Below are 21,148 nucleotides of genomic sequence, written 5' to 3'. Positions count from 1 at the left end.
GGACGGCCTGAAAAAAACCGTCCGACAATTTGTGTAGATACTTATGCCGCAAGGGCGGGGAGGATGTCAACGTGATTTAAAAAACTCCTATGATACTGCGCATCAAGAAGGTTGGGTTCAAGGTTTGGAAGCGGGAGAACAGCTTGGAATGGCCAAAGGCCGAGCAGAAGGCGAACAAAAAGCGATTATAAAAATGGCTCAAGGGATGCAGGCTAATGGTTTAGATTTAAAAATGATTGCTGCTGTGACAGGACTGACTGAAGCTGAAATCAAGAGTATGTTGTTTTAGACTTTCTAAACTTAAAGAGTAAATACATGTTACAACCTAGCGTTCAATTAAGCCGCGAAGATTATCTTAGTTTAGAAAACCAAGGTGAATTAAAGCATGAATATTATGCAGGCCAAGCCTTTGCAATGGCGGGTGGTACGTTTCGCCATGCGCGGGTGGCTGGGAATATTTACACCCGTTTAGCGTTAGCCTTACATGGCAAATCCTGCCAGCCGATGAATAGTGATATGCGTGTGCATACACCTTCTGGCTTGGATACTTATCCAGATGTTTCCGTTTATTGTGGTGAGCCAGAACTAACAGATAATGAGCGGACTTTGCTCAATCCTAGGGTGATTATTGAGGTGCTTTCACCCAGCACTTGCGATTATGATCGGGGTGGAAAGTTTGCCCATTATCGGAGTATTTTAGGCTTACAAGATTATTTGTTAGTCGACCCTGATAGGGTATTGGTTGAGCACTACCATCGCTTAGGCCGAGATGAATGGCATTTACAAGTTCACACTAATCCGACAGATGCTTTAAGTTTGACGGCTTTGGGCGTGAAGCTGGGTATTCAAGAGCTGTACGCAGGGCTAGGCTAGTTTTCTGTAGTTTGCCCAAGACCATAGTTGGCAAGTTTCGTGTGCACTTCCGCCATTTGCTCATCCGTTAAAATCACCACATCGCCCAATTGTAAAGCGTGATAATACTGTTGCGCTAAGGTCTCTAATTCACTCGCTAGCCACATGGCTTTAGTGAGGGTTTCGCCAGCCACTAGCATGCCATGATTGGCGAGTAGGCAAGCCTTGCGCTCCTGCATCGCCGCTAAAATATGATTAGATAAAGCTTGTGTGCCATAAGTGGCGTATTCGGCACAGCGCACATCATTTCCACCAAATAAAGCAATCATATAATGTACCGCAGGAATAGCCCGGCGGGTGAGGGCCAAACTGGTGGCATAAGTCGAATGCGTATGCACGATAGCGCCGACTTCAGGGCGGGCACGCATTAAATCATAATGAAAACGCCATTCGCTCGACGGTTGATGGGAACCCTGCCATTCAGCGTTATCCTCTAGAGAAATAGCTGCCAGCATTTCTGGACGCATCGCTGCATAAGCCATTGCGGTGGGAGTGATAAGCAATTGATCCTTATAGCGCGCTGAAATATTCCCTGAGCTGCCTTGATTTAAACCCTGTGCATTCATCCATAAACATTGCTCAATAATTGCTTGGCGTAATTGATATTCTTCAAACTCCATGTTGTTCACCTGAGTGTGCTTTTAAAGCGGGTAAGAAAAATTCACTGACTAATAACGGTTTATCTGCACCGACAAATAAGGTTTTTCGCCCTAGTAAACTCGTTTCAGTGAGTTTGTTTAGGTTTTTAAATAACGCTGCTTGGCTGGGTAGTTCTGCAAATAACATAGTTTGGCGCTTTAAAATCGGCTCAGAAAAAATCCAATGTCCCAGCGGACGACTACCTAGTTCGCGTAAGGCTTGATAGCGCCCCTGTAAAGCCGCTTCAGGCAAAAGCGAGCAGGCAAACACTAAAGGTTTATCACCATCACACAGCAAGACTTGGCGCTGCAAAACGTGCTCCGTGGGTTGAATCATCAAATCCTCACAGATAAATGCCGGTGCAGCGATGAACTCATGCTGTAGCACCTGTACCTGAAAGGCCTGCTGACAAACTTGCTGCAAGCTCTGAGTAAGAGAGCCCGTTGCGACTAGCCAAGGGACTTGCCAACTGGCTGTTGGAGGCAGAGTGGTTTGCCAATAAGGGGTGAATAAGTCGTGCATGAGCCATTAAATAGCAGTGTGATGAATCGCGTATTATAATTGGCGTGTCATTCAGAGTAATCAAGGATTTCTTATGGCACGCACGCCCTCAACCATGCTAGCACTGGGTACATCAGCACCGGGCTTTTCTTTACCCGAGCCCGCGACCGGCAAAACGGTGGCACTTAAAGATTTTCAAGGCCAGCCACTATTAGTAGCCTTTATTTGCAATCATTGTCCTTATGTACTGCATATCCAAACTGTATTTGCAGGTATGGCTGCAGAATATCAAGCGAAGGGGGTTGCGGTGGTAGCGATCAATGCGAATGATGTGGCGAATTATCCTGATGACAGCCCGGAAAAAATGCGACAGCAAGTGAAGGACGTACCGTATACCTTTCCGTATTTATTTGACGAAACTCAGCAAGTTGCCAAAGCTTATCAAGCGGCTTGTACGCCAGATTTCTTTTTATTCGATGCGAATCACCTGCTTTATTATCGCGGTCAATTTGATGATGCACGCCCACGAAACGATGTGCCGGTGACTGGAAAAGATATGCGTGATGCTGTGGATAGTTTATTGGCAGGTATGGCTGCGCCAGAGAATCAGGTGGCTTCTTTGGGGTGTAATATTAAGTGGAAGGCGGGGAATGAGCCGGGGTATTTTGGTCGCTAATCCTTGGTAAGGGTTAAATTCATTCTTGATTAGAAATAGACTAAACTAATCCTTTTCTAAAAAGGATTGGTCTTATGCGGTTTATTTTAAATAGCTTCTTGTTCTTTGTCATGTTCTATTCAACTAATGCTTTAGCTGAAGTTTACAGACCTATGCCAGTCTTTAAGGGCGATAAATTATTAATTGTATCCCAGCCTCCAGAGCGTGAACCCGTCGCTAGCTTGGTAACTATTCGTGAGTTAGATACCTACTATATTCGTTTATTAGTTAGTTTAAAGCGGGGTTTACCTGAATTAGATGCACAAAGCTCCATTAAGCTTGGTCAACTTTACTTGCTACGAACGAATGCCAAAATGACACAGGCTCAACAAGCAAGCTATCAACCAGCCAATGTCATGTTTGATAATGCAGTCTCAAGTGCTGTCGATAAGGTTTGTCATCAGTGGCGAGTGGTTGAAGGTGAAAATGAGTATGAATATATTAATACAGCACTCGTGATTAAAATTCAAAATAAGGAAGCACCCATGCCTAGGGGGCAACAGCTAATCCCCTCATCAATGAGTTCTTCCTTTCCCACTAAAATGATCAAGCTATATCAACAGGTTTTGGCTGAATATGTTAGTCGTTGGAATAGCGTGATGTATGCAGAGTGTAAACGCCTAAGTGGTGCTCCTGATATTAACCGTATTCCTCCAGTGAAGCCCACCCATAAGGCTATCGGTAATACTGTATTTATTTTAGATGAAGCTCCCTTTATTGAGCCACGTTCCAATACCCAAAGTGATTTGCAAAAGGCAATTTATCAGATTCGACTGGCACAGGCGATGCGTCAGAAAAATGTGGAGCTTGACGTACAGAACGCGATTCGCCAACAGCAAACTTATTTTCTGGGTATGAAATGGGTAATGGTGGGTGATTGGTTTGGGCCAGGTGCACCACCTAAAAACTTCAGACCGCGAGTGGTCTCGTATGGCATTGAAGAAGGGAATATTGATCAGGAAGAAGCTGAGAAATTAGCTAAGGTTTGCCCCATTCGTATGCTTGAAGGACGTGATGATTTGTATGCGGGTCTGTGGGGTAATGTTGATTTAAGCAATAATCCAAACTCACAGGCTATACAACGTCATGAGCGATTGATGCGACAATCCTTACAAAGGATACGTACTTACGAGAAACGTTGGAATCAAACTATGTTGCCTATTTGCCGTGAAAAACTAAAAAAGCAGAACTAGATATCTTCGGTGGGTGAAATAATCTCTTAACCTTGATTCCAATCGAGAAGTATTGGAGTCTGGTTAAGAGTTAATACAACATCCCAAACATCCACAAAGGCACGCGCCGCCCATCACCTACTACCATATCATCCAGAGCTGCATAACTTTGTGCTTGTCCTTTGAGTTGTTTAAGGCTTTTATTCGCGCCACCAATTTCAAAAATCCATTGCTCATCGACGCTAAAATCGCCTTGATCATGGTAATGGACTTGATGTTGATAGCTCAGTTGAGAAACGAAAAAGGTTTCACGTAAGGAGCCGCTATGGGGTGTAGCACAGAGTACTTGAAATAGATTCGTATTATCTAAGAGTAGTTTATCTGGTTTATTTACCGTGCGCATGCCAGAACCAGCACGCACTATATGAATGAGATGACCTGCTTGCATCCGCTCTAAATATTTCGCTAAGGTTGCCCAAGATGTGCCAACCGTTGCACTCAGTTTGGAAATATTCAGCTCGACGGGATCAGTGCTACACAGCATATAGAGCAATTTTTTTAATTTATCAATCTTGCTAGTTTCAATCGAATAAATACCTGCTAAATCAGAGTCAATGGTCTGATTAATCACTTCTAATAACTTGCGTGAGTAGTTATCCAAAGACTCACGATAAAAAGGGTAAGCACCGTAGGTTAAGTATTTTTTAAATTGCTCAATCGGTCGAACTTGACGCATTATCTGCTGCGCTAGATTACTATGTTGTTCTAATAGTTCTGGCAAGCTTATAGAGTCAAATGGTTGCCCTGTTTCAATCTCCATAAACTCGCGTAAAGACAATACTGGCAGATCATAAACCACCGCACGCCGTGATAAATCGCCTAACTCATGTTCTATCCGCAAAGCAGAAGAGCCTGAAAAAATGACTTGTAAGTCAAAAGTATCGCGAATGGCTTTGAGGTGATTTGCAAAATTTTTGATCTTATGAATTTCGTCTAATAGTAATAGTTGCCCGCCTTCTTGGTAAAAGGTCTGCGCCAATTCATACAAACTCAGATCTACCATCGCAGGATGATCGCAAGCAATATACAGCACTTGTGCAGGCTCAAGCTTAGCCGCCGCCGCGTGTTGTAGTAACAGCGTAGTTTTACCGCAACCCCGCGCCCCTTTTATGCCAATTAAAGCTTCTTTGAAATCAATTTTTTGATGCAAGAAACGTTGATAACTTGGTTGCGGGCGAGCCAGAATGAAAGCTGAAGCTTGGCGTAGAATGCTGGGGATCATAATCGGGTTTACTCTCTAAGCCATAAAGTAGAGTTTAGAGTAATTTGGTTATTGTTAGTATTTTTATTTTATAGAAAATAGGGCTTTCTTCTCATTTTAGGAAGTGATACAGCTCATCCACACTCAGATCTAAACCTACCGATTCCAAACGTACAACCTGCCCCGTTGTAAAATACTCCAACTTCCACTCATTGCGCCGCCGATAAATCTCCACATAAGGCGAGTCTTGCGAACACAACACATACTCTTGCAAAGCTGGAATCAGTCGATAACCACTGAGCTTTTCTGACCGATCTTTTTGCACGGTACTCACTGATAAAACTTCAATAATTAAGCAAGGTGATTTATTCGCATAAGTATCGGTTTCGTCTTCGCAGCTTACTTGTACATCAGGATAATAAAAGCGCATATCACCCAAAGTTTCGATAGCGACCTTCATATCGGATTGAAAGACTTGGCAGCGAGTATTGCTTAAATGCGTATAAAGTCGTACAAACAAAGCACCTGAAAGTAAATTGTGATTACGGCTCGCGCCCGCCATTGCATAAATCTGCCCATTATTGTATTCGCAGCGTGTGCCGTCATCAGCTCGATCATTTTCTAGGCGTAAATAGTCCTCAGGGGAAACATAATTGGTTTGTGGTAGCGCACCCATATTGAAAACTCCAAGGTTATTACTGCCTAGTTTAGCACTATTAGTCATAGTCTCCCAAAGCCGCTAGAATACCTCCCATCTCCAACTCCCAACAACTAGACCTGCAATCTGGTTAAGGAACTAACATGAAAAAGCCGGAATTACTCGCACCTGCGGGTACTTTGAAGAATATGCACTATGCCTTTGCTTATGGGGCGGATGCGGTGTATGCGGGGCAACCGCGTTATAGCCTGCGCGTGCGCAATAATGATTTTCAGAATGATGTACTCGCCACCGGTATTCGTGAGGCGCATGCTTTGGGCAAGCAGTTTTTCGTCGCTGCTAATACTATGCCGCATAACTCCAAGGTTAAAACCTTCTTGCGCGATATTGAGCCAGTGATTCACATGCAGCCCGATGCGCTGATTATGGCAGACCCCGGTTTGATTATGATGGTGCGTGAAGCTTTTCCCGAAGCAGTAATTCATTTATCGGTGCAGATGAACACGGTGAATTACGCTAGTGTGAAGTTTTGGCAAAAGCTTGGTGTGAAGCGGATTATTTTGTCGCGCGAGTTGTCTTTGGATGAGATCGCCGAAATCCGCCAAGAATGCCCCGATATGGAGCTGGAAGTGTTCGTGCATGGCGCTTTGTGCATTGCCTATTCAGGGCGCTGTTTGTTGTCGGGCTATTTTAATCACCGTGATCCCAACCAAGGGACTTGTACTAATTCCTGTCGCTGGGAATACAAAACCTCTGAAGCTGCTGAAACGCCGGATGGTACTATCGTGCCGCGTGAGGCCGTGCTGTCGATGGATGTGTTCAATAAAGTGGCGAGTACAGCCGATTGTGGCAATCAAGAGCGCCATCCTTTAGCGGATCGGGTGTATTTCTTGGAAGAGGCTAGTCGTCCGGGTGAATTATTGCCGGTGATGGAAGACGAACACGGCACTTATATTATGAACTCCAAAGATTTACGCGCCGTTGAGCATGTGCAACGCTTATGTGAAATCGGGGTGGATAGCCTGAAAATCGAAGGGCGTACCAAATCGCATTATTATGCGGCACGTACTGCGCAAGCCTATCGCCAAGCGATTGATGATGCGGTTGCGGGTAAGCCTTTCGATGATAAATTATTAGGGGTTTTGGAGAACTTAGCGAATCGCGGTTATACCAATGGTTTCTACGAGCGTCACCATACCCATGAATACCAGAACTATATCTATGGCGCGTCGCAATCCCATCAACAGCAGTTCGTGGCGGAAATGACGAGTTATGATGCAGCGAATGGCTGGATGGATGTGGAAGTGAAAAATCGCTTTGCAGTCGGTGATCGTTTGGAGCTGATCGTACCCAACGGGCAGAATCAGGAATTTACTTTGGAAGCGATGCGTAATAAACATGGTGAACCCATTGAAGTTGCCCCCGGTAGTGGGCATTTTGTGAAGATTCCTGTGCCGAATTTACATACTGATAAAGTATTGATTAGTCGGTTTATCTAGTTTGCTATTTGAGGATAAGGGCTTAACAACTTAAGCCCTTGTTTTTTGAATAAGCCATTAAAAGGGATAAAAGCATGAGTGATCGTGTAAAAATTCATAGCATCGAGGTGCTGTCTGATAATTGGTATGTGCTACGCAAAGCGACCTTTGACTACCAGCGCAATAATGGCGAATGGCAGACACAAAGTCGTGAGGTTTATGACCGTGGCAATGGAGCGACGATTCTGCTGTATAACTTAGCACAGCAAACCGTGGTGCTGACTCGGCAATTTCGTTTTCCAGCGTTTAGCAATGGTTTAGAGAGTGGCTTATTGATTGAAACTGCAGCAGGTTTATTAGACCAAGCCAGCCCTGAAGAGCGGATTCGTTTGGAGGCTGAAGAAGAAACCGGCTATCAAGTGCAAGCGATTGAAAAAGTGTTTGAAGCGTATATGAGTCCGGGTTCAGTCACGGAAAAGCTCTATTTCTATATAGCAGCCTATCAAGCTAAAGATAAGCTTAACCATGGCGGAGGGGTTGTCAGCGAAGGCGAAGATATTGAAGTTTTAGAATTACCGTTTCAGCAAGCCCTTGCAATGGTCAAAACGGGTGAGATTCAGGATGGTAAAACCATTATATTGCTGCAATATGCTGCTTTACATTTGTTCTAAACATGATGATTGAGAACGATAAAAACAGTCATCCCTAGCCAGTCAGTGGCACAATCGACAATAAAGAAAAAAACCGAGTAATATCAAAGTTACTAGTTAAGCTAGCGAGAAGACATTTCTATTCACTCGCGTAGGTAAGCACCCATGCAGTTAGCTAAACCGCTCAAAATTTTAGAGCCGATGCAGTGGCAGTCTGAGCTGCAAGCGGTGTGTGGTCATTTTCGCACGGTGACTGAAGCGTCCAGTATTTTAGGGCATGTGGAGGTAGTGCGAAAAGGGAAGGCTGATTTTGCGCTAGTACAGCATAACGCTCAGCAAATTGTACGTAATTATCGCGATATTGCTCAAGACGGGCATGCCTATTATTTTCTGATTATTCACTTGGCAGGGCATGCAGAGTTACAGCAGGGTAAATCCCGCGCTGTGTTACGTGAGCAAGGGGATATGACTCTGATTGATTCCTTGCAACCCAGTACTTTTAGCTACGATTCCAGCCTCAACACTCGCCAATTATCCTTACATTTGCCGCGTGAACTGTTGCATCAAAACCATCCACAAGTGCGCTTTGATCCAGCAACCTTAATTAGTGCGCAAAGTGATTATGGTCAGTTGATCAATGCGCATGTGAAAATGCTGGTCAATACGCCTGAGCATAGTCCTGCTCAAGTGCATTTATCTAATAGTCTGTTGGAGTTGCTGTGTGCACAGTTTGCCCGCGCGGATAATGCAGAGGAGTTAGCCGCTAACCAAAAGGCTTTACAGCATCTGATTGCTTTGTTGCATGAGCATGCTTTGGAGGATGGCTTTAATGTAGTACGCTTAGCGGAGCTGTCTGGTTTATCCACCCGTACTATTCAACGCCTATTGGCTGAAGCGGGTTTGCAATGTACAGAAATGATTCAACAAATTCGCCTGCAACGTTTTACTAAACGCCTTGAAGCGACTCAGCGACAAGGGGGTAAGCTGCAAATCGCAGCACTTGCTTATGAACACGGGTTTGGGGATATATCGACGCTCAATCGTTTGTTTAAAAAACAATACGGTGTTTCTCCTAAATACTATGGAGCTACCTCCGCTTCCTAAATTTTGGCGCTAACTGCATAAACTTTGGCGCAGCCTACCAAGATTTTTCACCTGAGCTATGAAATGCTAAGCAGCAATCATAATCAGGAGGAGTTTATGAGCGTCATCATCTACACGAATACCTGTAATGGACAAGCCATTACATCTGCAGCCACTTTTGAATCCTATAATCCCGCTACGGGCGAAGTCTTAGGTTTAGTTCCCAGTTCTACTCAAGAGCAAGTTCAAGCTGCCGTCGCAGCGGCTAAAGCGGTACAACCAGCATGGGCAGCTTTAAGTGATGAAGAGCGCAAAGGCTATTTAATGCAAATGGCGAAAGTGCTGGAGGACAATCTCGATTATCTTGCCAAGCTTGTTACTCAAGAGCAGGGTAAGCCGCTGGCTGGCCCCGGTTCTGTATTTGAAATTCAAGGCTGTATTGGCTGGACGCAAGTACCCGCTAGCCTCGAATTGCCCGTCGAAATTGCGTTTGAAGATGATACCCGCCGCGATGAAATTCACCGTACTCCGATTGGAGTAGTGGCAGCGATTGCACCTTGGAATTGGCCGCTTCTCATTGCGACTTGGCAAATTATGCCGTCCTTACGTACAGGCAATACGGTGGTGATTAAGCCGTCAGAATATACCTCGATTTGTACCCTAGAAATGGTGCGTTTACTCAATACAGTGTTACCAGCGGGTGTTCTCAATTCGGTTTCCGGTAGCGGTGAAGTCGGGGGTTGGCTCAGTTCTGCACTAGGTGTGGACAAGATTATGTTCACCGGTTCATCGTCTACTGGTGCGAAAATCATTCAAGCTTCTGCGAAAAATTATGCGCGTGTCACTTTGGAGTTAGGTGGGAATGATGCGGCGATTGTCTTACCTGATGTCGATCCTGCCAAAATTGCTCAAGGTTTGTTCTGGGGTTCATTTATTAATATGGGGCAAACCTGCGCCTGCATTAAGCGCCTCTATGTGCATGAAGCAGTGCATGATGCCGTAGTTGAGGAGTTGAATAAACTCGCAGCCGCTATGCCGATGGGCAATGGCTTGGAAGAGGGAGTTGTGCTAGGACCCGTGCAAAACCGGATGCAGTTCAACAAAATCGTTGATTTGGTCGAAGATGCTAAACAGCAGGCTGCAAACTTTGTTTGTGGTGGTGCTGCCATGCAAGGTGCAGGTAATTTTTTCCCAATTACTTTAGTGACCCAAATTGATAACGCTGCACGTCTAGTTCAGGAGGAGCAATTTGGTCCAGTATTGCCGATTGTGAAATTTAGTAATCTCGATGAAGCGATTCAGATGGCGAATGCCGTCGAGGTGGGCTTAGGTGCTTCGGTGTGGTCTAGCAATCCTGAGCAAGCCCGTGAAGTCGCTAATCGGATGCAAGCTGGAACCGTGTGGATTAATCAGCATGGGACAATTCACCCAATGGTTCCCTTTGGTGGGATTAAACAATCTGGCTTTGGAGTAGAGTTCGGGGTAGATGGTTTAAAAGCGGTGACACAACCGAAAATTATTAGTATCAATAAGGCTTTAGCTTAAACGACTGACACACGAGGAGGAGAGAATATGAAAGCATTCAAGGCGTTATCCTTGAGTATTGCTTTAGTCTTGGCGCATGGCACAGTTGGCGCGGAATCCCCTGCTAGCACCGAAACTAAAAAGGCTGAGGTTGCACCTGCTGTCGAAACGGCCAAAACAGAAGCTACTAAACCGGCTGAGACCACTGCGATTCTTAGCCCACAAGATGGCCTAACGGTGGATGAGTATAAACAAATAACTAATCTTTTAAAGACCAGTGGTGGCGCAACCGATAAAAGTTTATATCCCTTAATTGAGCTGGTGGAGCCGGATAAAGCTGAGGTTTTAAAGTGGCAAGCGGAGAAAACCCCTGTTACCCGCCGCGCACTGGCGCAATTCACCACTGACAAAGGGGTGCAAGAAGCTATTGTTGATCTAACGAATAAAAAAGTTGAAAGTACTAAAACTCTCGATAAAGAAACGATGGTGACTTTTACCGAATTTATTTCGGCGATGGATGTGGTACTCAAGCATGAAGATTTTGTTAAGGCGCTCGCTAAGCGCAATGTGAAAGCGGAGGAAGTCTTCTGCTTACCATTGACTGCAGGCAATTTCATGCTTGAAGAAGACAAAGGCAAACGCTTGATGAAAGTGCCTTGCTATGTCAAACCAACGACTAGCTCCAATTTCTATGCTAAGCCCATCGAGGGTTTATATGCGGTGGTGGATTTGCGTGAAAGCAAAGTGATTCGTATTGAAGATGAGGCTGTAGTGCCTGTTCCCAATGATGATTGGGGTTACACTGAAGATGAAATTGCCAAGCGAGCCCCTTTGCGTCCTGAAACCAATCCTGCGGTATTAACTCAAGCGGGTAAGCCGAATTACAACATTAATGGGAGCGAGATTAGTTGGGATATTTGGAAGTTCCGTTATCGGATCGATAAGCGTCCAGGCATGGTGGTATCCGATATTAAGGTGAGTGATGGTAAAGATTGGCGCTCCGTGTTGTATCAAGCACATCTATCTGAAGTCTTCGTGCCGTACATGGATCCCAGTAAAGGCTGGTATTGGCGCACCTATATGGATAGTGGTGAATATGGCTTTGGCTTATTTTTGAGTCCACTCACGGCTGGGATTGATTGCCCGAAATATGCCACCTTTTTGCCAGCTTTAATTCATGATGATAATGGTAATCCACTCGAAATCCCGAATGCCGTTTGTGTGTTCGAGCGTAATATTGGTGATCCTGCATGGCGGCATTTTGAAGTCTTTGCGCAAACACCAGAAAAGCCTGTACCCGCCGAAGGTCGACCTGATACGGAGTTAGTCGTGCGTACTGCTTCTGAAGTGGGTAACTATGACTATTTGATTGATTATCGCTTCCGGCAAAATGGCGACATTTACATTATGGTTGGAGCGTCTGGTTTGGATGCAGTCAAAGGTGTCGCCTCCACTAATATGAATGATCCGACGGCTAAAGTGGATACGGCGCATGGTATGTTGATTGCGCCAAATTTGGTGGCTGCAAATCATGATCATTTCTTCAATTTCCGCATGGATTTTGATATTGACGGGCAAGACAATACCTTCATGGTGATGGATTTAGTCAAAGAAGAGCCACCTGCGGATGTACCACGACGCTCGCTTTGGAATCTCACGCATACACCGGTCACTAATGAAATGGACGGGCGTTTTAAAATCAGTGCACTTAAGCCGCAAATGTTCCATGTGATGAATATGAATAAGCAGGGGCCACTGGGGCATAATCCGAGCTATATGATTCATCATGGTAATGTGGCCTATAGTCCCTTCGATTTTGAGAATGACCCACCCATGAAGCGCAATGCTTATGTCGAATATAGTGTGTGGAATACCCTGTATGACCCGACTCAGCGTTATGCCGGTGGCAAATATGCTTTTGCCAGTGATGGTTCGGATACTTTAGCTGAGTGGGTAAAAGCCAATCGGAATATTGCTAATAAAGATGTGGTGACTTGGTTTACGGCTGGTTTCCATCATACCCCACGCATGGAGGATTGGCCGGTGATGACTACAGAGTGGAAAACGGTGCATCTGATGCCGTATAACTTCTTTAGCCATAATCCAGCGATGACTTTGCGGAAGCCGAAGGAGTAAATATAAGTGTTTGGGCTAAGCACTAGATTAATGCTTAGCCCTTTAAATTTATTGACTTATAAGTGCTTTAGCCGCCGCAATCTGCAATTTAACCTGATTCGGTGCAGTGCCACCCAAATGATCCCGTGCTGCGACTGAACCTTCTAGCGTTAATACCTTAAATATATCTTCCTCAATCATAGACGAAAAGGCTTGTAACTCTTGTAACGTCATTTCGCTTAAATCTCGCCCCATCTTCACACCTAAAGCAACCGCACTACCGACGACTTCATGTGCATCACGGAAAGGTAAACCTTTACGCACTAAATAATCGGCTAAATCAGTCGCAGTAGAGAAACCCTGCATAGCAGCACGACGCATTTTTTCTGGTTTAGTTTGTACATGTGGCATCATGTCGCCAAACGCACGCAAGCAGCCGAGTACTGTATCGACGGTATCAAACAGTGGCTCTTTATCTTCTTGATTATCTTTATTGTAAGCGAGTGGTTGGCTTTTCATTAAAGTGAGCAAGCCCATCAAATGCCCGAACACGCGCCCACTTTTGCCACGTACTAATTCCGGCACATCCGGATTTTTCTTTTGCGGCATAATCGAAGAGCCAGTGCAGAAACGATCTGGTAAGCGAATAAAATCAAATTGCGCGGAAGTCCATAAAATCAGCTCTTCCGAGAAGCGCGATAAGTGCATCAGGAGGAGGGCAGCCACCGAAGTAAACTCAATCGCAAAATCACGATCACTCACCGCATCTAAGGAATTACGTGCAGGGCGTTCAAAACCTAATAACTCAGCACTGTAATGACGATCAATCGGATAAGTAGTACCCGCTAGAGCAGCAGCACCCAAGGGCATTATGTTTACCCGCTTACGGCAGTCCAACAGACGCTCATAATCACGCTCCAGCATTTCAAACCACGCCAGCATGTGATGCCCGAAAGTAATCGGTTGCGCAACTTGTAAATGGGTAAAACCGGGGAGGATAGTGTCGGCTTCGCGCTCAGCGACTGCAACTAAGCCGGTTTGTAGGCGGCGAATTTCATGGGCGATATGATCAATTTGATCGCGCAACCATAAACGGATGTCAGTCGCAACTTGATCATTGCGCGAACGTCCGGTGTGTAGGCGTTTACCTGCAATGCCGATCCGGTCAGTGAGGCGCGCTTCGATATTCATATGAATATCTTCGAGCGCAATTTGCCACTCGAACTGGCCTGCTTCAATTTCAGCTTCGATTTGGTCTAAGCCAGATAAGATGGCTTCTAGATCATCTGTGGAAAGAATGCCCACTTTATTCAGCATGCGTGCATGCGCACGTGAGCCAGCGAGATCATGTTGGTATAAACGCTGATCAAATTGAATAGAGGCGGTAAATTCAGCGACGAAAGCATCCGTGGATTCAGTAAAGCGTCCGCCCCAAGCTTGATTTTTGGTGGCCGGTGAATAAGTGAGTTTGCTGTGATTTTGAGCTGTCATGAGCGCAGTTTCGTTAAGTTTTAGTCAGTTAAGCGGAAAAACTTGAAGTTTATTCCTTCCTTATGGAAGAATCGAGAAAAGCCTTCAGCAATCAGCAAGCCGCTGAGCTATAGTATGATATGAAAGCTCGATCGTAAGTTGCGATCTGGGAAATTATAAAAATAACAATTAACTAAATCCTGTCTTAATTTTCAGGCCAGTCAGCCCTTGATGAGTTTGAAAAAGACAAGAGCTAAAAAGAATAGAATGTCTTTATCGATGAGCAAAACGCTTGGTTATTTACCTAATATTTGTGGCTCTCAACCTCTACTACGAATCGTAGCGGCTGCTTTGTTTTTGGCAATTATTTTAGCCTTAGCGGCTGCAGACGATGTGCATGAGTTTTTGGTGAAGCTAGGCTTGAATGCTTTATTCATCCTTTGGGTTAGTTTAGCTTCAGTCTTAGTCTTATGCCTAATTCAGCGTTTTTACACACCTGCTTCAAACAAAATAGCCACTGCTATTATTACAGGTGTGGTCTTGGTCTTTACTCTGTTTGCCTCAGTCATCGGCCTATTTCTGATTAAAAATCATAGCTTAGATGAGTTGGGGGGAGGAGTAGCACTGTATTTCTTAAAAAATATAGTGATTAGTGTTGTACTGAGTTTAGTGGTTCTGCGTTATCTATATGTACAAGGTCAATGGGAGGCTTCTGTCGAGGCTGATTCGCATGCGAAATATGAGGCTCTGCAATCACGGATGCGTCCTCATTTTCTCTTTAATAGCTTAAACACAGTGGCGCATTTGGTGCATAAAGATCCAGTGCAAGCTGAAGAGGCGATTCTAGATTTGGCGGATATTATGCGTACTACCTTAGATAGACGGAATCGTATCAGTCTACAAGAAGAATTGGATGTGACGATGCGTTATCTGCGGATGGAAGGGCTACGCTTAGGTAAACGTCGCTTGACGGTCGTCTGGGATATGGATCGGAATACTCTACCGTTTGACATGCAGATTCTGCCTTTAATCTTACAACCCTTGGTGGAAAACGCCATTTATCATGGGATACAACCCCGTAAAGAGGGGGGGACACTAGGGATTAGTTTATATGATGCGGGTAGTCATCTAGCAGTATCGGTCACCAATCCACTCTCACCTAGTGGCGCCAGCTCGCATCAAAAGGGTAACCACATAGCCCAAGAAAACATGCAAAAACGACTGCATCTCGCGTATGGAGATCGCGCTAATCTGCAAATACAAAAAACTCCCCAGCAGTACCGCGTCTCCTTTTCCATCCCCAAGGAGTAATAATAATGTCGATTAAGATTTTGGTTGTAGATGACGAAGAATATGCCCGCGAAAGAATCAAAGGCTTGATTGATCGGTACGCGGATTACGATGTTTGTGCTGAAGCCGAAAACGGGGCGGAGGCAGTGGTGATGGTGGAGCGTTTTCAACCTGATATTGTCTTAATGGATATCACTATGCCCGGCATGGACGGGCTAGAAGCCGCTAGACATATTTCAGGCATGGATATGCCCCCAGCCGTCATATTTACCACAGCGTATGGTGAATATGCTTTAGAAGCCTTTTCAACAAAAGCAACAGGGTATCTTATGAAACCAATAAGACAAGAACAATTATTACAAAGTCTGGAACAAGCCCGCTCGCTTAACCGTGCTCAACGCTTAGAGATGTTAGAGCAACGCACCGGTGGTCAACGTTCATCCCGTAAGCATATCTGCGCGCGTATGCGTGGCAATTTGGAATTGATTCCAATTGAGGATGTTGTCTATTTCCAAGCGGATCAAAAATATGTCACTGTTCGCCATAATGGTGGGGAAGTGATTATTGAAGAATCGCTGAAGTCTTTAGAAACCGATCTAGCTGATCGTTTTATCCGTATTCATCGCAATGCTTTAGTCGCGAAAAGTCGTATCACTGGTTTAACTAAGTCTGATGTGGGTCGTACACAGATTACTTTAGATAAAGTACGTGACCAGTTAGAAGTTAGCCGTCGCCATTTAGCTGAGGTTCGCCGCTTCGTTCGTGGCCGCTAAGCTCTATCTTTGGCAGTGCTGTTGCTGACAGTACTGCCGGTTTACTCCCACCTAACAGTTTAGAGCTGTTAATCTACCCCAAAAATAGCTAAGATTTTCTCTTCCCTTGCAAAGCATCTCTATAGTCTTTTTGCAGACAAAAACTAGTTATTTTTATTATACTTAGTGACTCTCTTAATAAGTAGCTTTAAGCATTGCTTTTCTTAATTGTCGACAGTTGAACAATTGAATCGCATACGATTGTCTAGTCAAGATGCAAAAAGAATGCAGACCAAAATACTACTTAAGCATAAGTTAGAGGGGTGAATTAGCCATCCCTTCACAAGAAATAGCGTCAATTTGGTACTAACTTTGCGTATTTCTTAGAAAAATACAAGCAAACTTGCTCTTCATATTTTGTTCAGATAATTTGATTTTAAGTTGCTGATAACCATTGCAGCTTTTGTAAATTAGTGGATAATGTCGACATAATTTTTGTAGGCAGCTTCAGGAAGTTATGCCCACGCGATGGGTGAGCGGTCGCTGGTTTGGCGACCTAGAGTTGACCGTATATTAGTATGTGTTTATACTCCCGCCGGGATTTGGAAAGCAAGGGGATAGACTGCCCCTCCAGAGATGCAGATGCGCAACATACTGACCATACAATTCGTCCTGATAGTAGTGTGTGCTGCTATTGCTTTCTACTTACAGGGTGAACGTGCTGTGCTACCTGCACTTTATGGTGGTGCAATTGCTCTTGCTAATACATATTTACTGTCTCGGCGCATGGGTAAAGTAGGAGGAGACGCCAACTTTGACCCAAAACGTAGCATGATGTTGCTATATCTAAGTGCGGTCGGACGCTTCGTTTTTGTTCTAGTTGCTTTAGTAATCGGCTTAGGTCTCTTGAAATTGACCCCGATTCCACTAATAGGTTCCTTTATTGTAACGCAACTAGGCTACGCCTTTGCATTGGGCCCTAGCCAGAAGGCAGGGCAAGCATGAAGGCAGAAAAAAGTTTATTAACTTTGGTCGTGGGGTAAAAGTGTGAGCGAAAGTGCGCAAGCAGCCGATCCCGTCGCGTATATTCAGCACCATTTGACAAACTGGAGTACTAGCCAGCCGAAGTCTATTGCAGACTTCAATGTGCTACATCTAGACGTCATTATCTTTAGTGCTCTGCTCGGCGGGTTATTGATCTTCATCGCTAAGAAAATTGGCGAAAATCTGAGTTTGGAAAATCCAAGTAGACTCCAAAGTGCTGCTGAAATGGTAGTGGAGTTTGTGAATGACCAAATTAAAAACGTCTTCCCTCATCCGGATAAACTGATTGGGCCTCTGGCTTTGACAGTGTTCACTTGGGTCCTAGCGATGAACACGATGGACTTGTTACCGGTTGATCTTTTACCCTCTTTATGGACAGGTATTTTAGGTATTTTTGGGGCTGATCCTCATCATGTTTACTTAAAAGTAGTCCCAACCACGAATCTAGACACCACCTTAGGTTTGGCGTTATGCGTATTCGTCTTGATTCTTGCTTATAACTTCAAAAGCAAAGGCCCAATTGGCTACTTGAAACTGTTCTTATTCCACCCATTTGGAAAATACTTCATCCCGGTCAATGTTGTTATGACCACTATCGAAGAGCTAGCTAAGCCTTTGAGTCTTGGCCTACGGTTATTCGGCAACTTATTTGCGGGTGAGTTGGTATTTCTGTTAATCGCATTATTGACCTTAGGTGCAGGCTTTAGTTTTGGCTTGTTCATTTGGTTTCCAATGCAAGTTTTGTTGGATTTGGCTTGGCTGTTATTCCACTTATTAGTCATTACGTTGCAAGCATTCATTTTCATGGTGCTGACCATCGTTTACTTAGGAATGGCAGATGCTACAGCAGATGATCATTGATCATCCTGCTTTTAATGGTTTGTAGGCTTTTCGATTTTTAATTTAACTTTTGGTAATTTTTAGGAGACTGGAAAATGAATGCTGAACTGATTGCTATGATCTATGCATACACCGCAGTAGGTGTTGGCGTGATCCTCGCTGCAGCAGGTTTAGGCTCTGCAATTGGCTGGGGTTTGATTTGCGCGAAAACTTTGGAAGGGATCGCACGTCAACCTGAGCTACGTCCTCAATTAATGACTAATATGTTCATTTTCGCTGGTCTGATGGAATCATTCCCGTTCATTATCTTAGCGTTTGCTATGTGGTTCTTGTTCGCAAACCCATTCGTTGGTGCTGCTGCTTCTGCTATCGGGGCTATGTAAGCCAGTTGATAGTGTGTTGAAACCCCGTGTGAACGGTGGCTTTAATTTAAAAGCAGGAGAAAGGTAACGTGAACATTACTCTGACACTGATTGCCCAGGTCTTAGCATTCTCGATCATGATCTGGTTAGTCCAGAAGTACATGTGGGGACCGCTGAACGATGTCCTGGATAAGCGTCGCCAGAAAGTTGCTGAAGGTCTTGCTGCTGCTGAGAAAGGTCAGCAAGAGCAAGAAGCTGCTCGTCAAAAAATTGATGATGAGCTAAAGCAAGCGAAGGTAGAGGCTGCAGAGATTATTTCCCAAGCGCAAAAGCGTGCTGGTGAAATCGTTGATGAAGCCAAGAATGCTGCTGTTGAAGAGGCAAATCGTGTAAAAGCGGCTGCCCAAGCTGAAATCGAGCAAGAAGTTTCTCGTGCTCGTGAAAGTTTACGTCAACAGGTTTCTTCACTGGCCTTGGCTGGTGCTGAGAAGATTCTTGGTAAAGAAATCAATCCAAAAGCCCATGCGAAAGCATTGGATGAGCTGACCGCGCAAATCTAAGGTGGTGAACCATGTCTGAATTGACAACCGCTGCCCGTCCTTATGCCAAAGCGGTATTTGAGATGGCGCAGGACGCTGGTGTGTTGCCGCAATGGTCGGCGCAACTAGCCGCTATGTCTGCGGTAGTCGCGGCAGAAGGTTCTGCTTCCTTGCTGAGTCATCCTCGTATGACCAAAGAGCAAAAAGCGCAAGCCTTTGCAGATATCGCGGGTTCTGCGATTGATGCTCAAGGTGGGAATTTGCTCAAGGTACTAGCGGATAATGACCGTTTTGTATTGTTACCTGAAATTGCCACTCTCTTTGAACAATTCAAAGCTGAGGCAGAAGGTGCAGTTGATGCGGAAATAACCTCTGCGATGGAAATGACTGATGACCAGCAGCAAGCTATTGCTGCGGCGCTCCAGAAACGCTTGGGACGTGAAGTTAAGTTAGTGACCAAAATTGACCCTTCTTTAATGGGTGGCGCGATCATTCGTGCTGGCGATTTAGTCATTGACGGCTCTATCCAAAGCAGGCTGAAAGATATGAAGGCGGCTTTGGCTCGCTAAGCCAAGCCGATAACTGAGGAATAGCACATGCAACTTAACCCAACTGAAATCAGTGAGCTGATTAAGAAGCGCATCAGCAGCTTCGAAGCGAGTGCTGAAGCACGTACTGAGGGTACTGTTGTCTCTGTAACAGACGGTATCGTGCGCCTGCATGGATTAGGCGACGTAATGTCTGGTGAGATGATCGAATTCTCGAATGGCGCTTATGGATTAGCGCTGAACCTAGAGCGTGATTCTGTCGGTGCGGTCGTATTAGGTGACTACAAAGGTATCACTGAAGGCGACACAGTAAAATGTACAGGCCGTATTTTGGAAGTTCCAGTCGGTCGTGGCCTATTAGGTCGTGTGGTCGACTCACTAGGTAACCCCATTGATGGTAAAGGCCCTGTTGAAAATGATGGCTTCTCACCTGTTGAGCAAATCGCTCCTGGTGTTATCGACCGTAAATCAGTTGACCAACCACTCCAAACGGGTATCAAAGCGTTAGACGCGATGGTTCCTGTAGGTCGCGGCCAGCGTGAGTTGATCATTGGTGACCGCCAAACGGGTAAAACTGCTGTTGCAGTCGATACCATCATTAACCAAAAAGGTAAAGACGTAAAATGTATTTACGTTGCGATTGGTCAGAAAGCTTCTACGGTAGCCAACGTTGTCCGTAAGCTGGAAGAACATGGCGCAATGGAGTACACCACAGTAGTGGCAGCAACGGCATCTGACCCTGCGTCTATGCAATACCTTGCTCCTTATTCTGGTTGCTCAATGGGCGAGTACTTCCGTGACCGCGGTGAAGATGCACTGATCGTTTATGATGACTTAACTAAGCAAGCTTGGGCTTATCGCCAAGTATCGCTGTTGTTGCGTCGTCCACCAGGTCGTGAAGCTTATCCAGGGGACGTTTTCTATTTGCACTCACGTTTGCTCGAACGCGCTTCGCGTGTTAATGCTGCTTACGTTGAAGAGTACACCAAGGGTGCTGTGACGGGTAAGACCGGTTCTTTGACCGCATTGCCAATCATTGAAACTCAAGCGGGTGACGTTTCTGCCTTCGTTCCGACAAACGTTATTTCGATCACTGACGGTCAGATTTTCTTAGAAACCGACTTATTCAATGCGGGTATTCGTCCTGCGATTAACGCGGGTTTGTCAGTATCTCGGGTGGGTGGTTCGGCACAAACTAAGATCATCAAAAAGCTGGGTGGTGGTGTTCGTCTTGACCTCGCTCAATATCGTGAGTTGGCTGCGTTCTCGCAGTTTGCTTCTGATCTGGACGAAGGTACCCGTAAACAATTAGCACGCGGTCAGCGGGTTACTGAACTGATGAAACAGCCTCAGTTTGCGCCGTTGTCTGTAGCTGAAATGGCATTCTCTTTATTCGCAGCAAACGAAGGCTTTTTAGACGACGTAGATGTGAAGAAAGTTGTTGATTTTGAAGCAGCTATGTTGAGTTACTTGCGTTCTTCCCAGAAAGAGCTTCTGGATAAGATTAACGTAAAAGGTGATTACAACGATGAAATCGCTGGCGCTATGCGTAAGGCTCTTGAAACGTTCAAGTCTACTAACACTTGGTAATGGGA

General features: G+C 45.1%; 22 protein-coding genes. 17 read left to right on the top strand and 5 right to left on the bottom strand.

All coding sequences use genetic code 11. From position 1 onward, the window contains the following. Window positions 1-43: 43 nt before the first annotated feature. Window positions 44-289, top strand: coding sequence for a hypothetical protein (locus tag Q0307_RS14115; protein WP_298661443.1), 246 nt, complete (start codon window positions 44-46; stop codon window positions 287-289). 26 nt (window positions 290-315) lie between these two features. Further along, window positions 316-873, top strand: a complete 558-nt coding sequence (locus Q0307_RS14110; protein ID WP_298661441.1) for a Uma2 family endonuclease — start codon at window positions 316-318, stop codon at window positions 871-873. Here Q0307_RS14110 and Q0307_RS14105 read toward each other — a convergent pair. Next, entirely contained in the window at window positions 870-1,532 is a 663-nt protein-coding gene (locus tag Q0307_RS14105; protein WP_298661440.1) for a class II aldolase/adducin family protein, read from the bottom strand. The two genes, Q0307_RS14110 and Q0307_RS14105, sit on opposite strands and share 4 nt — an antisense overlap. Beyond that, window positions 1,522-2,073: a chorismate lyase gene (locus Q0307_RS14100; RefSeq protein WP_298661439.1), complete on the bottom strand. Its 552-nt coding sequence runs from the start codon at window positions 2,071-2,073 to the stop codon at window positions 1,522-1,524. Before Q0307_RS14100 ends, Q0307_RS14105 begins: the two co-directional genes overlap by 11 nt. A 73-nt stretch (window positions 2,074-2,146) precedes the next feature. Between Q0307_RS14100 and Q0307_RS14095 the strand changes: the two genes are divergently transcribed. Both Q0307_RS14095 and Q0307_RS14090 read left to right on the top strand, forming a co-directional pair. Then, window positions 2,147-2,728: a thioredoxin family protein gene (locus Q0307_RS14095; RefSeq protein ID WP_298661438.1), complete on the top strand. Its 582-nt coding sequence runs from the start codon at window positions 2,147-2,149 to the stop codon at window positions 2,726-2,728. Window positions 2,729-2,802: 74 nt separating this feature from the next. Next, a complete protein-coding gene (locus Q0307_RS14090; protein ID WP_298661437.1) occupies window positions 2,803-3,960 on the top strand; it encodes a hypothetical protein in 1,158 nt (385 codons plus the stop codon). A 70-nt stretch (window positions 3,961-4,030) separates the two neighbouring features. Here Q0307_RS14090 and Q0307_RS14085 read toward each other — a convergent pair whose 3' ends face one another. Both Q0307_RS14085 and Q0307_RS14080 read right to left on the bottom strand, forming a co-directional pair. Beyond that, window positions 4,031-5,221 carry an AAA family ATPase gene (locus Q0307_RS14085; RefSeq protein ID WP_298661436.1) on the bottom strand — a complete coding sequence of 397 codons (1,191 nt, stop codon included), beginning with the start codon at window positions 5,219-5,221 and terminating at the stop codon, window positions 4,031-4,033. Window positions 5,222-5,312: 91 nt separating this feature from the next. Continuing rightward, window positions 5,313-5,924, bottom strand: coding sequence for a Uma2 family endonuclease (locus tag Q0307_RS14080; protein WP_298661435.1), 612 nt, complete (start codon window positions 5,922-5,924; stop codon window positions 5,313-5,315). A 77-nt stretch (window positions 5,925-6,001) separates the two neighbouring features. On the opposite strand from Q0307_RS14080, the gene yegQ reads away from it, so the two are divergent. The 5 genes from yegQ (at window position 6,002) to Q0307_RS14055 (ending at window position 12,729) form a co-directional block, all read left to right on the top strand. Continuing rightward, complete coding sequence (gene yegQ / locus Q0307_RS14075; RefSeq protein WP_298661434.1) at window positions 6,002-7,357, top strand: tRNA 5-hydroxyuridine modification protein YegQ; 1,356 nt, start codon at window positions 6,002-6,004, stop codon at window positions 7,355-7,357. A 74-nt stretch (window positions 7,358-7,431) separates the two neighbouring features. Then, window positions 7,432-8,007, top strand: a complete 576-nt coding sequence (nudK, locus tag Q0307_RS14070) for a GDP-mannose pyrophosphatase NudK (RefSeq protein WP_298661433.1) — start codon at window positions 7,432-7,434, stop codon at window positions 8,005-8,007. A gap of 144 nt (window positions 8,008-8,151) precedes the next feature. After that, the gene (locus tag Q0307_RS14065) at window positions 8,152-9,090 is read left to right on the top strand and encodes a helix-turn-helix domain-containing protein (protein WP_298661432.1); all 939 of its coding nucleotides are present in this window, start codon (window positions 8,152-8,154) and stop codon (window positions 9,088-9,090) included. 96 nt (window positions 9,091-9,186) lie between these two features. Then, complete coding sequence (locus tag Q0307_RS14060; RefSeq protein ID WP_298661431.1) at window positions 9,187-10,614, top strand: aldehyde dehydrogenase family protein; 1,428 nt, start codon at window positions 9,187-9,189, stop codon at window positions 10,612-10,614. A gap of 27 nt (window positions 10,615-10,641) precedes the next feature. Then, the gene (locus tag Q0307_RS14055; RefSeq protein WP_298661430.1) at window positions 10,642-12,729 is read left to right on the top strand and encodes a hypothetical protein; all 2,088 of its coding nucleotides are present in this window, start codon (window positions 10,642-10,644) and stop codon (window positions 12,727-12,729) included. Window positions 12,730-12,777: 48 nt separating this feature from the next. Here the strand turns inward: Q0307_RS14055 and argH are convergent, their stop codons facing one another. Further along, on the bottom strand, window positions 12,778-14,199 hold the full coding sequence (argH, locus tag Q0307_RS14050; RefSeq protein WP_298661429.1) for an argininosuccinate lyase: 1,422 nt from the start codon (window positions 14,197-14,199) through the stop codon (window positions 12,778-12,780). A 258-nt stretch (window positions 14,200-14,457) separates the two neighbouring features. Between argH and Q0307_RS14045 the strand changes: the two genes are divergently transcribed. The 8 genes from Q0307_RS14045 to atpA all read left to right on the top strand — a co-directional run bounded on the left by Q0307_RS14045 (window position 14,458) and on the right by atpA (window position 21,143). Then, window positions 14,458-15,489, top strand: a complete 1,032-nt coding sequence (locus tag Q0307_RS14045; RefSeq protein ID WP_298661428.1) for a histidine kinase — start codon at window positions 14,458-14,460, stop codon at window positions 15,487-15,489. A gap of 5 nt (window positions 15,490-15,494) precedes the next feature. Then, the gene (locus Q0307_RS14040; RefSeq protein WP_298610079.1) at window positions 15,495-16,241 is read left to right on the top strand and encodes a LytTR family DNA-binding domain-containing protein; all 747 of its coding nucleotides are present in this window, start codon (window positions 15,495-15,497) and stop codon (window positions 16,239-16,241) included. A 621-nt stretch (window positions 16,242-16,862) separates the two neighbouring features. Beyond that, entirely contained in the window at window positions 16,863-17,225 is a 363-nt protein-coding gene (locus Q0307_RS14035; RefSeq protein ID WP_298661427.1) for an ATP synthase subunit I, read from the top strand. Between the two features lie 42 nt (window positions 17,226-17,267). Next, entirely contained in the window at window positions 17,268-18,125 is an 858-nt protein-coding gene (gene atpB, locus Q0307_RS14030; RefSeq protein ID WP_298661426.1) for a F0F1 ATP synthase subunit A, read from the top strand. A 74-nt stretch (window positions 18,126-18,199) separates the two neighbouring features. After that, window positions 18,200-18,487: a F0F1 ATP synthase subunit C gene (gene atpE, locus Q0307_RS14025; protein WP_078924108.1), complete on the top strand. Its 288-nt coding sequence runs from the start codon at window positions 18,200-18,202 to the stop codon at window positions 18,485-18,487. A 68-nt stretch (window positions 18,488-18,555) separates the two neighbouring features. Next, the gene (locus tag Q0307_RS14020; RefSeq protein ID WP_298661425.1) at window positions 18,556-19,026 is read left to right on the top strand and encodes a F0F1 ATP synthase subunit B; all 471 of its coding nucleotides are present in this window, start codon (window positions 18,556-18,558) and stop codon (window positions 19,024-19,026) included. Between the two features lie 11 nt (window positions 19,027-19,037). Continuing rightward, a complete protein-coding gene (locus Q0307_RS14015) occupies window positions 19,038-19,574 on the top strand; it encodes a F0F1 ATP synthase subunit delta (protein ID WP_298661424.1) in 537 nt (178 codons plus the stop codon). Window positions 19,575-19,601: 27 nt separating this feature from the next. After that, window positions 19,602-21,143, top strand: a complete 1,542-nt coding sequence (atpA, locus tag Q0307_RS14010) for a F0F1 ATP synthase subunit alpha (RefSeq protein WP_298661423.1) — start codon at window positions 19,602-19,604, stop codon at window positions 21,141-21,143. Window positions 21,144-21,148: the final 5 nt, after the last annotated feature.

This window comes from uncultured Thiothrix sp. (assembly GCF_937873765.1).
Lineage (GTDB): Bacteria > Pseudomonadota > Gammaproteobacteria > Thiotrichales > Thiotrichaceae > Thiolinea.
Note: the sequence above shows the minus strand (reverse complement) of the source record. Positions and strands in the feature narration are given on the sequence as shown.